This window comes from Actinoplanes sp. CA-030573, assembly GCF_050951115.1.
Lineage (GTDB): Bacteria > Actinomycetota > Actinomycetes > Mycobacteriales > Micromonosporaceae > Actinoplanes.
Window position 1 is genome coordinate 8,803,244 of the sequence record NZ_CP192038.1, and the last position, 14,767, is coordinate 8,818,010.

Below are 14,767 nucleotides of genomic sequence, written 5' to 3' on the forward strand. Positions count from 1 at the left end.
AGAACGGGCCGGGCACCACGGATCACACCCGTAGTGGGATCGGTCCGATCCACGGCAAATTTGCTGTACGTCACCCCCACCGGGCCCACGCGACGGGCGTGTCTTTATTACCGTTCCGTAGCATCGCTTGCGATGTACCCGGGGAAGGGGAGCTCATGCGTGACCGTCGTGACCCGACCAGCCGCCGCACGGCCGCCGTTCTGGCCGCGTTGGCCCTGGTCGCGGGCGGCCTGTCGGCCTGTTCGAAGGACGGGCCGGACGGCACGGTCAAGGACTTCCTGGCCGGCTGGCGCAGCGGCGACCTGAGCGCGGTCGGCTTCGTCAGCGCCGACGGCGGCAAGGTCTCGGCCAACGAGGTCGTCGACCAGCTGAAGACGCTCTCCGGTGACCTGGCCAAGCAGCCGCTGGTGCTGACCACGGTCAGCGACCCGAAGGTGACCGGCGACATCGCCTCCAGCACGATCAAGCTGGACTGGACGCTGCCGGGCGGCGCGCCGTGGTCGTACAACAGCACGGTCCGGCTCACCAAGCAGAAGAGCGACGGCTGGCGGGTGATCTGGGAGCCGGCGATCGTGCAGACCGAGCTGGCGGCCGGCGACAAGCTGGGCGTCCGCCGGATCGCCACCAAGCGCGGCCCCATCGAGGACGCGAAGGGCGAGGCGCTCGTGACGCCGCGCCCGGTGGTCACCATCGGGGTCACCCCGGTGAACATCAAAAACTTGGCACAGTTGCAGAAGGACCTGGCGGCGGCGTTCAAGAAGATCAAGGTCAACGTCGACATGTCCAATCTCGCCGATCGCGTGAAGAACGCCGACGACGGAGCGTTCATCGACCTGGTCACGCTGCGCCGGCCCGACTACGACAAGATCCGCGACACCGTACGCCCGCTGGAGGGCACCGTGTTCCGCGAGGAGAACCGCAACCTCGCCCCCACGCGCGTCTTCGCCCGCGCCCTGCTCGGCACGGCCGACGAGGCGACCCGCGAGGACATCGACGCCAACCCCGAGGCGGTCGCGCAGGGCGACATCGTCGGGCACGGCGGCCTGCAGCAGCGGTACGACACGACGCTGCGCGGGACGGCCGGGATTTCCGTGGTGATCGCCCGTGAGGCCGCCGACGGCACGGTCAGCGACTCGCAGCTCTACAGCACCAAGGCGGTCGACGGTAAGCCGATCAAGGTCACCCTCGACACCAAGGTGCAGAACGCCGCCGACGCCGCCCTCGCGACCCAGAAGCAGCCGAGCTCGCTGGTGGCCATCAAGGTCAGCGACGGCTCGATCCTGGCCGTCGCCAACGGCCCCGACGGCGGCACGGTCGACACGGCGCTCACCGGGCAGGTCCCGCCCGGATCGACGTTCAAGACCGTTTCCGCGTACGGGTTGCTGCAGAAGAAGGTCGTCACCGCCGACACCCCCGTCGACTGCCCCAAGACCGCGACGGTGACCGGCCGGGAGTTCAAGAACTCGGGCGACGAGGAGTTCGGCAAGGTCCCGTTCCACATCGACTACTCCAAGTCGTGCAACACCGCGTTCGTCGGCCTGGCCCCGAAGCTCGGCGCCGAGGGCCTGCAGAGCGCCGCCAAGGATCTCGGGCTGGGCGGCCAGTGGGACCTGGGGATCGAGGCCTTCAGCGGCAAGGTCTCCCCCGCCGACAGCCCGACCGAGCTGGCCGCCGCCGCCTTCGGCCAGGGCGCGACCGCGGTCAGCCCGGTGGCGATGGCCGGCGTGGCGGCGTCGGTCGCCCGAGGCCAGTTCAAGCAGCCCAAGCTGGTGATCGACCCGGCCCCCGCCAAGCCCGCCCCCGACGGCCCGAAGCTGGACGAGGGCGCAGTCACCGCGTTGCGCGCGATGATGCGCGAGGTGGTGACGAGCGGAACCGGCACGGCGTTGCGCACGGTCAAGGGCGCCCCCGTCTACGGCAAGACCGGAACCGCCGAGTTCGACGAGAGCTCGAAGGACACCCACTCCTGGTTCATCGGCTACCAGGGCGACCTGGCGTTCGCCGTAATGGTCCAGAAGGGCGGCGCCGGCGCCGACGCCGCGGTGCCCTTGGTGGCGAAGTTCCTGAACGCCCTGAACTGATGCAGCCCGCCCGGCCCGGCCCGGCAGCGCGGGCTCGCGGGGCACGGCAGCGCGGGCTCGCGAGGCGCGGCGTCGCCGGGCCAGAGCGACGCGGCAGTTGCCGGGGCTTGGGCAACGCAGCAGCCCGGCTTAGGCGGCAGGGTCAGGCGATGTCGGCCGGGGAGCCGGTGCCAAGGTCGAAGGCCGGCCGTTGTGCGGGAAGCGTAAACCCGTCAGCGGCCGGCAGATCCTCAGCCGGCCGGGGCCGGAGCATGCCCGGGCGAGTCGCCGGCAGCGGCTCGGAGTCGAGCAACGGGTTCTGCCCGAGCGGCCGCGAGGCCAGCCGGACAGGTTCGTCCACCGGTTCCAGCTCCGTCGTCTCAGGCTCGGTCTCCGCGGGTGCTACTTGCTCGGGCTCCGCTTGGTCCAACTCGGCCCGGTCGGGCTCGGCCTGCCCAGACTCGGCCTGCCCAGACTCGGCCTGCTCGGACTCGGCCCATTCGGGCTTGGCTTCGAGGCCTGAAGCCGCCGCGACGTCCACTGCCGCTTCAAAATCACCCGCCGGATCCAGCTCAGCCGCCGGATTCAGCTCGTCGGCATCCCGCCCGCCGGCATCAGGTTCTTCGGAGGTGTCCAGCGCGGCGGCGTCGTTCTTCTCACCTTCAGGGCCCGTTCCACCGGATATTTCCGAAATTTCGTGATCGGCGCCGGGGACGACCTCGGCCTCAACGACCGATCCCGGCTCCTCGACCGTGTCGCCATCCTCGTCGGCCTGCAGCGCCTCGTCAGCCGCCAGCGCCTCGGCAGCCCGCAGCCCCTCTTCGGCGGTTGACATCCCATCCGCCGACAGGCCTTCGCCGGACAAATCCGAAATTTCGAGATTCGTTGGCCCGGTGCGATCCGGCTCAGCGGACTCGGTCTCCGCAGCCTCGGTCTCCGCGAACGCGCCCGCCGCGGGCGTCGGCGCCGCCGGCCTGGCCAGGTCGGCGCGGGCGGCGATCAGGTCGGGGCGGGGTTCGACGTGGTGGGCGACCGCCAACCCCGCCGTCACCGCCGTCGTGATCTCGGCCGCGTACTCGCCGTCCGGGTCGTAGTCGGGGTCGAAGACCGTGATCTCGACGCCCAGGCAGTGCGGCGACTCCACCAGCCCGGCCAGCAGCAGCTCGAGCTCGGGAAAGGCGATCCCCCCGGGCGAGGGCGCGTCCACCGCGGGCATCACGGCCGGGTCGAGGACGTCGACGTCCACGTGGACCCAGTAGCCCGCGCAATCCACCAGTTGGTCGCGGGCCCACTGGGCGGTCCGGGCCGCGCCCTCGGCGCGCAGGGCCGGCACCGGGCGGGTGATGATGCCGGCGGCCTGGAGGTCCAGGCGGTACTCGTCCTGGGCGCGGATGCCGAGGACGACCACGTCGATGTCGCGGAAGTACGGGCGGCGGCCCTCGATCGACGCCAGGTCGGCCTGGCCACGGCCGGTGACCAGCGCCAGGTCCTCGCCGGCTGCGGCGCCCACGTAGGACGCGTTGCCGGGGTGCCGGAAGTCGGAGTGGCCGTCGACGAAGACGAGCCCGATCCGGCCGCCGACCGCCTCGCCCAGGCGGTGCATGGCCAGGCCGGAGCCGAGCAGGATCGAGCAGTCGCCGCCGAGGATCACCGGGAACTCGCCGGCGTCGAGGATGCCGCCGATGCGGTCGGCCAGCTTGCGCGAATAGGCCGCGATCTGGGCGGCGTGCGCCACCCCGTCGCCCGGCCGCCAGTCGCCGGGGTCGTAACGCGGCGGCGTCAGGCAGCCGGCGTCGCGGGCGTGCAGCCGGGTGAGCAGGCCGTGGTCGCGGAGGGCTCCGGGCGCCTTGGCGCAGCCGGGCACCGACGTCGCGGTCGGCGGGCGCAGACCGAGATTGGACGGTGCGTCGAGGACTGCGATCCGGCGCACGGAGCCTCCCGCCTAGAAGAGCGCGCTGGCCAGGGCCCGGCGTGCCCCGGCGACCGCGGGATCGTCCGGGCCGGCCACGCTGAACAGGGACAGAAGATGCTTGCGTACGGCGTCCCGGTCGTCGCCGGCGGTGCGCTTGACCAGGGCGACCAGTCGCTCGTACGCCCGATCGGCCTGCCCCGACAGCACCTCGACGTCGGCCGCCAGCAGTTGCGCCTCGATGTCGTCGGAGTCGGACGCGGCCTTGGCCAGCGCGGCGGCCGGGTCGGCGCCACCCACCCGGCGGTACAGCGAGACCTGAGCCAGGCCGGACTCGGCGGCGGCGTCGGCCGGCGACTCGGCGAGGATTTTCTTGTACGCCTGCTCGGCCGCGTCGAGGTCGCCGACCATCAGCGCGTCGTCGGCCGCGTCGAGGCGCGGGTCGGCGGCCGGCTCGACCGAGATGCCGCCGGCCTTGAGCACCGCGTCGACGTACTGCTTGACCTGGTGCTCGGGCAGTACGCCGGTGAAGCCCTCGACGAGCTGCCCGCCCACGACCGCGACCACCATCGGGATGCCCTGCACGCGCAACGCCTGGGCCAGGCGCGGGTTGGCGTCCACATCGACCTTGCCGAGCACCCAGGAGCCGCCACCGGCCTGCGCGAGCCGCTCGAGCACCGGCGACAGCTGCTTGCACGGCTCGCACCAGTCGGCCCAGAAATCGAGGATGACCGGGGTGCTGAGGGAACGCTCGAGGACGGCCGACTGGAAGTTGGCCTCGGTGACATCGATGATCGTTTCGGGTCCGCCGCTGCCCGGGAAGCCCGCGGGCGCGCCGTCGGCGGGCGCGGCCGGGGACGCGGCCGGGCGGGTCGGCGCCGCCGAGGGCGCGGGGGCCGGGGAGCGCAGCGCGCTGAGATCGACCGCGCCGCGGGTGAAGATCGACGGAGTGGTCCGTGGGTCGCTCATGGTTACCTAGTCTCGCACGCTGACAAGGCGGTTCGCCGTGCCGCGGGGCGGCCGATATCGGACGTCACAACCGCACGTCATCCAGATACTCGACGCCGTCGCCCGCTTGCGCAAGATCCCGGGCCGGCCGCGCGTGCCAGATCACCACGAGCGTTGTGGATAACTCCCGAAAACTGTCGTAGCCGGCGCCTGGAGTCACCCCACCCACTGAACGGGGTGGGGTGGCCTAGGCGGGAAATCACCGGACAAAAGCTCAGAACCGGGCGGGCTCCCGATAGATCCCCCACTCGCCCTTGAGCACGCCGCAGATCTCGCCCAGTGTTGCCTCCGCACGAGCCGCCTCCAGCATCGCGGGGATCATGTTCTCCGACGTGCGCGCCACGGCCACCAGCTGATCAAGAGCGGCTTTCACCCGTACGGAATCGCGGGCCGCCCGCCGATCGCTCAGCTCGCGCTTCTGCACCACCTCGACCTCGTGGGAGACCCGGAGGATCTCCAGCTCCTTCGCGACCGTGCCGGTGTGCGCGTTGACGCCGACGATCCGCTTCTCGTTCTTCTCCAGCGCCTGCTGGTAGACGAACGCCGCCTCGGCGATGTTGGCGGTGAACCAGCCGTCCTCGATGCCGCGCAGGATGCCCGACGTGATGCTGCCGTCGGTGCCGAGCTCGCGGATGCGGGCGAAGATCTCCTCGGCCTCGGCCTCGATGCGGTCGGTGAGCGCCTCCAGGTACCACGAGCCGCCGAGCGGGTCGGCCACGTTGACCACCCCGGTCTCCTCCATCAGCACCTGCTGGGTGCGCAGCGCGATCTCGGCCGACTCGTCGGTGGGAAGCGCCAGCGTCTCGTCGAGCGCGTTGGTGTGCAGCGAGTTCGTCCCGCCGAGGACCGCGGCCAGCGCCTCGACCGCCGTGCGCACCACGTTGTTGACCGGCTGCTGCGCGGTCAGCGAGACGCCGGCGGTCTGCGTGTGGAACTTCAGCCAGAGCGCCTTCTCGCTGGTGGCGCCGTAGTCGTCACGCAGGTGCTGGGCCCAGATGCGGCGGGCGGCCCGGAACTTGGCGATCTCCTCGAAGAAGTCGATGTGCGCGTCGAAGAAGAACGAGAGGCCGGGAGCGAACTGGTTGACGTCGAGCCCGCGGGAGAGCCCGAGCTCGACGTAGCCGAAGCCGTCGGCCAGCGTGTACGCCAGCTCCTGCGCCGCGGTCGAGCCGGCCTCCCGGATGTGGTAGCCGCTCACCGACAGTGGCTTGTACTTGGGAATCGACCGGGCGCAGTACTCCATCAGGTCGCCGATCAGGCGCAGGTGCGGCTCGGGCGCGAAGAGCCACTCCTTCTGCGCGATGTACTCCTTGAAGATGTCGGTCTGCAGCGTCCCGTCGAGGCGCGCCAGATCGGCGCCCTGCCGCTCGGCCGCCACCAGGTACATGCAGAAGACCGGGACGGCCGGCCCCGAGATCGTCATGCTGGTCGTGACGTCCTGCAGGTTGATCCCGCTGAAAAGGACGTCCATGTCGGCGGCGGAGTCGATGGCCACCCCGCAGTGCCCGACCTCGCCGAGCGACTGCGGGTCGTCGGAGTCGCGGCCCATCAGCGTCGGCATGTCGAAGGCAACGCTCAGCCCGCCACCGCCGGCGGCCAGGATCATCTTGTAGCGCTCGTTGGTCTGCTGCGCGTTGCCGAACCCCGCGAACTGGCGGATGGTCCAGGTGCGTCCGCGGTAACCGGTGGGATAGAGACCCCGGGTGTACGGGAACTCGCCCGGCCAGCCGATGCGGTCGAAGCCGGGGTAGGCGGCGCCGTCGGGCGGCCCGTAGACCGGGTCGACGGTCACTCCGGAGAGCGTGGTGAAGTCGGCCTCCCGCTTACGGGAGGCGTCGTAGCGCCGTTGCCAGCGCTCCCGGCCGGCGGCGATGTCGGCAGCATCCATGCCGCCATCGTAGAGGCAAACCTGAACGATCACTAAGGCTGATCGCTCACACCCGGTGGTCGAGAATCCAGCTCTGCGGATTTCCCTTGCGGTAGGCCAGCTTGAGGAACGCCGGGAACATCGCGTCCCGGATGGCGGCGCCGATCGGGCCGGCGGTTTTGCCGCTTCCGTTGCGGCGGCCCTGCGCCACCACCTTCTGCACGCGGGTGCGGCGGGTCTTCTCGTACGCCTCGAGCGCCGCCCCGATGTCGTCCCGGGCGGCCAGGCAGCGGCCGAGCACCACGGCGTCCTCGATGGCCATCGACGCGCCCTGGCCAGAGGACGGCGCGACCGCGTGCGCCGCGTCGCCGGCCAGCACCACCCGGCCGGAGTGCCAGACCGGCACGCGGCGCAGGTCGTCGGTGTTCCACGGGCCGATCGCCACGTCGGTGGCCCGGATGATGGCGGCCGCGGGCAGGTCGTCGCCGGCGAAGAGCCCGATCAGGTGGGCCCGCCACGACTCGGGCGTGTAGTCGCTGGAGCGGACCGGGCGCTTGCTCGGCGGGTTGGCGAACCACCACACCCGGCCGTCGGGCGCCACCGCCCAGCCGAAGAACGACTTGCGGCCGAACGCCATCTGCATGAGGCCGGGCGTGCGGTCGAGGTCGGCGTCGACCGGCCGGTCGGTGAACCCGCCGGTGTTGAGCAGGCCGAGGAACGTCGGCTCGGGGCCGCTGGGATTGAGCAGCTCCCGGACACGGGAACGCAGGCCGTCCGCGCCGACGAGCAGGTCACCTGCGGCCGTCGACCCGTCGGCGAAGTTCGCGATGACGCCGCCGGCGGACGCCGCGGTTGGCCGACCGGCGGGCGGAACGGTGGCGGGCGGAACGGTGGCGGGTGGCGCGGTGGCGGGCGGCGCGGTGGCGGGCGGCGCGGTGGCGGGCGGCGCGGTGGCGGGACGGTCGTGCTCGGTGTAGCCGGTGAGGCGCTTGCCGTACTCGATCGGGATGCCGCGCTCGACGACGGCCGCGCGCAGGGCGCCGTAGAGGTCGGCGCGCCGGATCGTCGTGGTGACGGTGCCGTCGGGGGTCGGTCCGCCGAGCGGGAGAACGGCCAGCCGGCGGCCGGCGCCGTTGACCATGGCCAGATGCGGGGTCGGGAAGCCGGCCGCCAGCACGCGGGCCGGGTCGAGGTCGAGGGCGCGCAGGGCGGTCAGGCCGTTGACGGCCACGGTCACGAAGGCGCCGCGGACGTCGTCCTCGCCCTCGGCTCGGGCCTCGAACAGGCGCGGCGCGAGGCCGGCGCGATGCAGGGCGATGGCGGCGACGGCGCCGGCGATCCCGCCGCCGGCCACCAGAGCTGTTTTAGTCATAACCTGACTATGCATAACATGACTAAGAATCGTCAAGCCCGTAAGCTGATCGCATGGGAGAACCGCGTCGATCGACGCTGGCGATGGTGCTGCTGGCGCTGCTCACCGAGGCGCCCATGCACCCGTACCGGATGCAGCAGGTGATCCGGGAGCGGGGACAGGACCAGCTCGTGAACGTGGCCCAGCGCAACAGCGTCTACCAGGCGCTCGATCGCCTGGTGCGGGACGGCCTGGCCCGGCCGGCGGCGACCGCGCGGGAGGCGGGCCGGCCCGAGCGCACGGTCTACGAGGTCACCGACGAGGGAGCCGCGACGTTCCGGCGCTGGCTGACCGAGATGCTGCCGGCCCCGGCCCGGGAGTTCCCGGAGTTCCCGGCGGCGCTCGCGTTCCTCGCCCCGCTGCCGCCGGCCGAGGTGAAGGCGCTGCTGGAGAAACGGATCGAGGCGCAGGAGGCGCGGCTCACCATCATCCGGGAGCAGGCGCCGCCGGGCATGCCGCGGCTGTTCCTGATCGAGGACGAGTACCGCGCGGCCATGCTCACGGCCGAGATCGCCTGGCTGCGCGGCGTCGTGAAAGACCTGGAGACGGGGGCCTTCACCTGGGACCTGGCGCTGATCCAGCAGACGCTGGCGGCGTTCGCGAGCGCCGGTTAGAGACCCTTGATCAGCTCGTCGGCGGCGGCGTAGGGGTCCAGCTCACCGGCGGCGACGGCGGCGGCGAGCGCGCTCAACGCCGTACCGTCGCGCAGGTTTCCGATCCTCGCCCGCAGCGTGCCGAGGGCGATCGCCTCGACCTCCACCGCGGCCCGCCGCTCCCGGCGGCGGGTCAGCTCGCCGTGTGACTCGAGCCAGCCGCGGTGCTTCCCGATCGCGGCCACCACCTCGTCGATGCCCTCGCCGCGCACGGCGGTGGCCCGCACGACCTGCGGCCGCCAGTCCCCCGGCGCGCGCTCGCCCAGCCCGAGCATCCCCTGGATGTCGCGGTAGGTGGCGTCGGCGCCGGGCCGGTCGGCCTTGTTGATCACGAAGACGTCGGCGATCTCGAGCACGCCCGCCTTGACCGCCTGGATCGCGTCGCCCATGCCCGGCGCGAGCAGCACCAGCGTCGTGTCGGCGAGCGAGGCGATCTCGACCTCGGCCTGGCCGACCCCGACGGTCTCGACCAGGATCACCTCGCAGCCGGCGCCCTCCAGCACGCGTACGGCCTGGGGCGTCGCCGCCGCCAGACCGCCCAGCTGGCCCCGGCTCGACATCGACCGGATGTAGACGCCGGGGTCGGTGGTGTGCTCCTGCATGCGCACCCGGTCGCCGAGGATGGCGCCGCCGGTGAACGGGCTGGACGGGTCGACGGCGAGCACACCGACCCGCCGGCCGGCCGCGCGCAGGGCCCGGACCAGCTCGTTGGTGGTGGTCGACTTGCCCACGCCGGGCGAGCCGGTGAGGCCGACCACCTGGGCGTGGCCGGCGTAGGGCGCGAGCGCCGCGGCCACCTCGGGCAGCGCCGGATCGCCGTTCTCGACCAGGCTGATCAGCCGGGCCACCGACCGCGGATCGCCGTCGCGCGCCCGCGCGACGAGCGTGGGCACGTCGTGCCGGCGACTCACTCCGACGGAACCTTGATGATCAGGGCGTCGCCCTGACCGCCGCCGCCGCAGAGGCCGGCCGCGCCGAGGCCGCCGCCGCGACGCTTGAGCTCGAGCGCCAGGGTCAGCACCAGGCGGGCGCCGGACATGCCGATCGGGTGGCCGAGCGCGATCGCGCCGCCGTTGACGTTCACGACGTCGTCGCCGACGCCGAGCTCGCGCATCGACTGGATGGCGACCTGGGCGAACGCCTCGTTCATCTCGAACAGGTCGATGTCGGCCACGGAGAGGCCGGCCTTGCCGAGGGCGTGCTTGATCGCGTTGGCCGGCTGGGACTGCAGCGAGCTGTCGGGGCCGGCCACGTTGCCGTGGGCGACGATCTCGGCCAGCCAGGCCAGGCCCAGCTCCTCGGCCTTGGCCTTGCTCATCACCACGACCGCGGCGGCGCCGTCCGAGATCGGCGACGAGCTGGCGGCGGTGATCGTGCCGTCCTTGGTGAACGCCGGCCGCAGCTTGGCCAGCGAGGCGGCGGTGGTGTCGGGCCGGACGCCTTCGTCGGTGTCGACGACCAGGTCGCCGCCGCGCTGGGCGATGGTGATCGGCGCGATCTCCTCGGCGAAGTGGCCGTTCTTCTGCGCGGCGGCCGCGCGCTGGTGGCTCTGGGCCGCGAACTCGTCCTGCTCCTCGCGGGTGATGCCGAGCCGGGCCCCGCTGCGCTCGGTCGACTCGCCCATCGCGATGCCGTCCCACGGGTCGGTGAGCCCGTCGAACGCCATGTGGTCGTGCACGGCCACGTCGCCGAACTTGGTGCCCTGACGCTGGTTGATCAGGTGCGGCGCGTTGGTCATCGACTCCATGCCGCCGGCCACCACGATGTCGAACTCGCCGGCCCGGATCAGCTGGTCGGCCAGCGCGATCGCGTCGAGGCCGGAGAGGCAGACCTTGTTGATCGTCACGGCCGGGGTGGTCATCGGGATGCCGGCCAGCACCGCGGCCTGACGGGCGGTGATCTGCCCGGCGCCGGCCTGCAGCACCTGCCCCATGATCACGTACTGCACCTGGTCGGGGCGGACGCCGCCGCGGGACAGCGCGGCCTCGATGGCGTGGCCGCCGAGCGCGGTGCCGGGGAGCGACTTGAGGTTGCCGAGAAGGCGGCCCATGGGCGTGCGGGCGCCACTGACGATTACCGACGTGGTCACGGCTGATCGCTTTCGTCCTGAACGGTGGTTCAAGTAAGACTAGTGGGATGACCGAGGCCGTACCTAGCTCCCCTGCGAATGTCACACCGGGCCGCCCCCCATTGGCCGATGTCGACCTGTTGCGCATCGACCACGTCGGTATCGCCGTCGCCGATCTCGACGCCGCGAAGGCCTTCTACGCCGAGACCTTCGGCCTGCGGGTGGTGCACGAGGAGACGAACGAGGAGCAGGGCGTACGCGAGGCGATGCTCGCGGTCGGCGACGGCGCCGGGCCGAGGCTGCAACTGCTGGCGCCGGCCCGGCCCGACTCCGCCATCGCCAAGTTCCTCGACCGTGCCGGTCCCGGCCTGCAGCAGCTGGCCTACACGGTGGCCGACGTCGAGGCGGCCTCGGCCGCGCTGCGGGCCCGGGGCCTGCGGCTGCTCTACGACACTCCGCGGCGGGGCACGGCCGGCTCCCGGATCAACTTCGTGCACCCCAAGGACGCCGGTGGAGTTCTGGTGGAATTGGTGGAACCCGCCGGATAGGTCCGCCTTCCGGGTGAATCCTCCTGACGGAGGGCCCGCCGGCCTGGCAGGATCGGGGACATCGAGCGGCGCGACGGCGCCGCCGATCACCCGAAACCCGGATACAGCAGGTGGCGGCCCGGCGACCTCAGAAGGCCCGGGCGGCCCACCGCCGCTGGCCGAACGGTTTACGGCCAGCTCAAAGCTGATCTACGTGTCTTTTCCGATGCCGGTCCGCTCTTGCGTGGCAGGTGCGTCTTCGCCAGGATGGCCCAATGCCTCAGCAGCAGGATCAGAACTTGGCATTTTTCGACGGTGCGAACTCGCAGCACGACTTCACCGTCGTCCTCCGCGGATACGACCGCGGACAGGTTGACGCTCACCTCGGCCGGCTGGTCGCCGCGCTCAACCAGTCCGAGCAGGCCCGGGGCGAGGCCGAGCAGCGGATGAACGACGCGCAGCGCCGGCTGCGCCAGGCCGAGCAGCGGCTGAACGCGGTAGAGCAGAAGCTCGCCGACAGCAACAAGCTGCTCGAGGAGAACAACCGGCCGACGCTCTCCGGGCTGGGCACCCGGGTCGAGCAGATCCTGCGGCTGGCCGAGGAACAGGCGAACGACCACCGCAGCGAGGCGAAGCGGGAGTCGGAGGGCATCCTGTCGGCGGCCCGGCTCGAGGCCCGGGAGATCACCGACAAGGCGCGCGCCGAGGCCGCCGCCATGAAGGCGACCGCCGAGCGCGAGGCCGGCCAGGTGCGCACCCACGCCGAGCGGGAGGCGGCCGAGGCCCGCGTCCAGGCCCGGCGCGAGGCCGACACGCTGCGGTCCGACGCCGACCGCGAGACCAAGCAGCTGCGCACGGTCACCGCCCACGAGGTGGCCGAGCTGAAGTCGACGGTGGAGCGCGAGGTGGCGTCGCTGCGGGCCACCGCCGAGCGCGAGATCACCCAGCTGCGGGCCAAGGCCTCCCGCGAGGCCGAGGAGAAGCGGGCCGAGGCGACCAAGCTGCTGACCGACGCCCGCGACAAGCGCGACAAGGACCTGCAGGCCCTCGCCCTCGAGATCGCCGAGCGGCGGGAGAAGGCCGAGCGCGAGGAGTCGCAGCGGCACGCCGCTCAGGTCAGCGCCACCCAGAAGATGGTGTCCGAGGCCGAGGAGCGCGCCCGCGCCGCCGAGGACCGCTCCAAGGAGATCGAGCAGCGCGCCGAGCAGCGCCGGGTCGAGTCCGAGCGGAACGCGGCCGAGACCACCGAGAAGGCCCGCGCCCTCGCCGAGAAGACGGTCACCGAGGCCCGCAACGAGGCGCAGCGCCTGATGAGCGAGGCCCGCACCGAGGCCGAGCTGACCACCCAGGCCGCCAAGCGCGAGGTGGAGGACCTCACCCGGCAGAAGGACGCGGTCACCAACCAGCTCGGGCAGATGCTCTCCGGCCTCTCCGGCCTGGTCCCGGGGGTGGGTGGCGCGCCCGCCGCCGCCAAGCCGGGCGCCGAGGCGGCCAAGACCGAGGCTCCCACCCAGCGGACTCCCGAGGCCGACAAGAACGGGGCCGCGGACAAGCCGGTACCAGCGAAGACGAATTCCTGAGTCGTTCGCCACTGACCGCTGCGGTTGCGTCATCCTCCCGGGTGCGCGACGGTGGTTCGGTCGGCCGCTACGCATACGCTCCAGGCCGTATCGGAGTTTCTCCGGTGCGGCCTGAGTCGTTTGGCGCGCGTAGCCTTTGCTCCGGCAAGCCGGCTATGACAAATCACAACTAGACGCATACTCCGGCCAGGACGGTGTGTATCGGTACTAGACCGGACCATGCGTATGTGAGGATGGACAGCATGTCGCACGGCGGTGAAATCTTCGGTCTCGGCGGAGACGCGGCCACCGAGCCCAGCTTCGAGACCGCCCTGCGGGGATACGAGAAGAAGCAGGTCGAGCGGTACGTGGCCCGGGCCGAGAACGAGATCGCCGCGCTGGCGTCCGAGCGGGAGCAGGCGTACGCGCAGATCCAGGGCATGGCCGCGCAGATCGAGCGGCTGCAGCAGGAGATCACGCAGGTCCGCCGCCAGGGCGGGGTCGGCCCCGAGGTCTCCTTCCGCCACCTGGGCCCCCGGGTCGAGCAGATCCTGGCGCTGGCCGAGGAGCAGGCCGAGGCGATCAAGTCGTCGGCCACCGACGACATCGCCGCCCGGCTGGCCGAGGCCGAGCGCATCCGGGCCGAGGCCGAGAAGCACGCCCACAACGGCATCCGCGACTTCGAGATCGCGCTGGCCGCCCGCCGCGCCGAGGAGGAGCGGGCCGACGCCGCCAAGCGCGCGGCCGCGGAGAAGGCGCTGGCCGCCGCCCGCCAGTCGGCCGAGCAGATGCGCGTCGAGGCGGAGAACGCGTTGGCCCGGGCCCGCGCCGAGGCGCAGCAGGTCACCGACACGACCGCGCGCGAGGCGCAGCGGGTGCGGGCCGAGGCCGACGGCTACGCGAAGTCGACCCGGATGCAGGCCGATCAGGAGATCAAGGCGCTCCGGGAAAAGGTGCAGCAGGACATCGCGGCTCAGCGGATGGAGGCCGACCGCGCTCACAACGAGCTGAAGGCCAGTATGGAGCAGGAGCTCGCCCAGCGCCGGCAGGGCGTGGTGCAGGAGCTCGCCCAGCTGCGCACCGGGGTCGAGAAGCAGTGCGCCGACCTGCGCAGCGAGGCCGACAAGTACGCCGAGGAAGTGCTCCGTCGCTCGGACGAGCAGGCCACGGCCGTACGGAAAGAGATCGCCGCCCAGCAGGAGAAGATCGCGCAGGCCGCCGCCGATCTCGAGGCCGCCCAGGCCAAGGTCGTCGACGCCGAGCGCCGGCTCGCCGACGCGCAGAAGCGCGCCCAGGCCGGCGAGCAGGAGACCGAGCGGGTGCAGGAGCGTCTCGCCGAGGCCCGCAAGCAGCTCGAGGCGGAGCTCAACCGGGTGACCGAGGCCAAGCGGGCGGGCGAGGCCGCCGAGCGGCACGCCGCCGACGTCCGCCGTCAGGTGCAGAAGGAGGCGAAGCGGGTCGCCGAGCTGGCGGCCGCCGCCGTCCTCGCCGCCGCGGCGTCCCCCGACGACAAGGACGACATCGACGCCGCCGAGGAGCCGGCCGAGAAGGCGGTGGCCGGCGGTCCGGTCGGCGCCCACGCCGCCGACGAGCCGGCCGGTCAGCACGCGGCCGGCAAGGTGACCGCCTCGGCCAAGGTCACGGTTCCGCCCGCCACCCGTGTCGGGGCCGACGCCGAGTAGTCGGGTGATAGCCTCCGCCGATA

10 protein-coding genes and 1 pseudogene are annotated in these 14,767 nt (G+C 72.2%); 5 read left to right on the forward strand and 6 right to left on the reverse strand.

The window, feature by feature from the left end; translation table 11 throughout:
- The first annotated feature begins 155 nt into the window (after positions 1-155).
- Positions 156-2,081, forward strand: coding sequence for a penicillin-binding transpeptidase domain-containing protein (locus tag ACQP2F_RS40585; protein WP_433297271.1), 1,926 nt, complete (start codon positions 156-158; stop codon positions 2,079-2,081).
- 942 nt (positions 2,082-3,023) lie between these two features.
- Here ACQP2F_RS40585 and ACQP2F_RS40590 read toward each other — a convergent pair.
- The 4 genes and pseudogenes from ACQP2F_RS40590 to ACQP2F_RS40605 all read right to left on the reverse strand — a co-directional run.
- Positions 3,024-3,990, reverse strand: a pseudogene (locus ACQP2F_RS40590) (arginase family protein); the annotation flags it as partial.
- 12 nt (positions 3,991-4,002) lie between these two features.
- Positions 4,003-4,938 (reverse strand): tetratricopeptide repeat protein, encoded by a 936-nt coding sequence (locus ACQP2F_RS40595; RefSeq protein ID WP_433297273.1) that lies wholly within the window; start codon positions 4,936-4,938, stop codon positions 4,003-4,005.
- Between the two features lie 253 nt (positions 4,939-5,191).
- Positions 5,192-6,865: an acyl-CoA mutase large subunit family protein gene (locus ACQP2F_RS40600; RefSeq protein ID WP_433297275.1), complete on the reverse strand. Its 1,674-nt coding sequence runs from the start codon at positions 6,863-6,865 to the stop codon at positions 5,192-5,194.
- Between the two features lie 46 nt (positions 6,866-6,911).
- Positions 6,912-8,216 (reverse strand): FAD-dependent oxidoreductase, encoded by a 1,305-nt coding sequence (locus tag ACQP2F_RS40605; RefSeq protein ID WP_433297277.1) that lies wholly within the window; start codon positions 8,214-8,216, stop codon positions 6,912-6,914.
- 53 nt (positions 8,217-8,269) lie between these two features.
- Here ACQP2F_RS40605 and ACQP2F_RS40610 point away from each other — a divergent pair, with 53 nt between their 5' ends.
- Positions 8,270-8,869: a PadR family transcriptional regulator gene (locus ACQP2F_RS40610; protein WP_433297279.1), complete on the forward strand. Its 600-nt coding sequence runs from the start codon at positions 8,270-8,272 to the stop codon at positions 8,867-8,869.
- Here the strand turns inward: ACQP2F_RS40610 and meaB are convergent.
- Together meaB and ACQP2F_RS40620 are read right to left on the reverse strand one after the other, a co-directional pair.
- Positions 8,866-9,819 carry a methylmalonyl Co-A mutase-associated GTPase MeaB gene (gene meaB / locus ACQP2F_RS40615; protein ID WP_433297281.1) on the reverse strand — a complete coding sequence of 318 codons (954 nt, stop codon included), beginning with the start codon at positions 9,817-9,819 and terminating at the stop codon, positions 8,866-8,868. The two genes, ACQP2F_RS40610 and meaB, sit on opposite strands and share 4 nt — an antisense overlap.
- On the reverse strand, positions 9,816-10,958 hold the full coding sequence (locus ACQP2F_RS40620; protein ID WP_433307812.1) for an acetyl-CoA C-acetyltransferase: 1,143 nt from the start codon (positions 10,956-10,958) through the stop codon (positions 9,816-9,818). The genes meaB and ACQP2F_RS40620 overlap by 4 nt, the downstream gene beginning before the upstream one ends.
- Before the next feature lie 86 nt (positions 10,959-11,044).
- On the opposite strand from ACQP2F_RS40620, the gene mce reads away from it, so the two are divergent.
- The 3 genes from mce to ACQP2F_RS40635 all read left to right on the forward strand — a co-directional run bounded on the left by mce (position 11,045) and on the right by ACQP2F_RS40635 (position 14,744).
- Positions 11,045-11,524: a methylmalonyl-CoA epimerase gene (mce, locus tag ACQP2F_RS40625; RefSeq protein WP_433297283.1), complete on the forward strand. Its 480-nt coding sequence runs from the start codon at positions 11,045-11,047 to the stop codon at positions 11,522-11,524.
- 254 nt (positions 11,525-11,778) lie between these two features.
- A complete protein-coding gene (locus ACQP2F_RS40630) occupies positions 11,779-13,083 on the forward strand; it encodes a DivIVA domain-containing protein (RefSeq protein WP_433297285.1) in 1,305 nt (434 codons plus the stop codon).
- A gap of 233 nt (positions 13,084-13,316) precedes the next feature.
- Entirely contained in the window at positions 13,317-14,744 is a 1,428-nt protein-coding gene (locus ACQP2F_RS40635) for a Laminin subunit beta-1 (protein ID WP_433307814.1), read from the forward strand.
- Positions 14,745-14,767: the final 23 nt, after the last annotated feature.

Coding starts and splice junctions, on each gene's coding strand:
- mce (WP_433297283.1), top strand. CDS start 11,045: ATGACCGAGGCCGTACCTAGCTCCCCTGCGAATGTCACACCGGGCCGC.
- ACQP2F_RS40635 (WP_433307814.1), top strand. CDS start 13,317: ATGGACAGCATGTCGCACGGCGGTGAAATCTTCGGTCTCGGCGGAGAC.
- ACQP2F_RS40630 (WP_433297285.1), top strand. CDS start 11,779: ATGCCTCAGCAGCAGGATCAGAACTTGGCATTTTTCGACGGTGCGAAC.
- ACQP2F_RS40620 (WP_433307812.1), bottom strand. CDS start 10,958: ATGGGCCGCCTTCTCGGCAACCTCAAGTCGCTCCCCGGCACCGCGCTC.
- ACQP2F_RS40600 (WP_433297275.1), bottom strand. CDS start 6,865: ATGGATGCTGCCGACATCGCCGCCGGCCGGGAGCGCTGGCAACGGCGC.
- ACQP2F_RS40605 (WP_433297277.1), bottom strand. CDS start 8,216: ATGACTAAAACAGCTCTGGTGGCCGGCGGCGGGATCGCCGGCGCCGTC.
- ACQP2F_RS40595 (WP_433297273.1), bottom strand. CDS start 4,938: ATGAGCGACCCACGGACCACTCCGTCGATCTTCACCCGCGGCGCGGTC.
- ACQP2F_RS40610 (WP_433297279.1), top strand. CDS start 8,270: ATGGGAGAACCGCGTCGATCGACGCTGGCGATGGTGCTGCTGGCGCTG.
- ACQP2F_RS40585 (WP_433297271.1), top strand. CDS start 156: ATGCGTGACCGTCGTGACCCGACCAGCCGCCGCACGGCCGCCGTTCTG.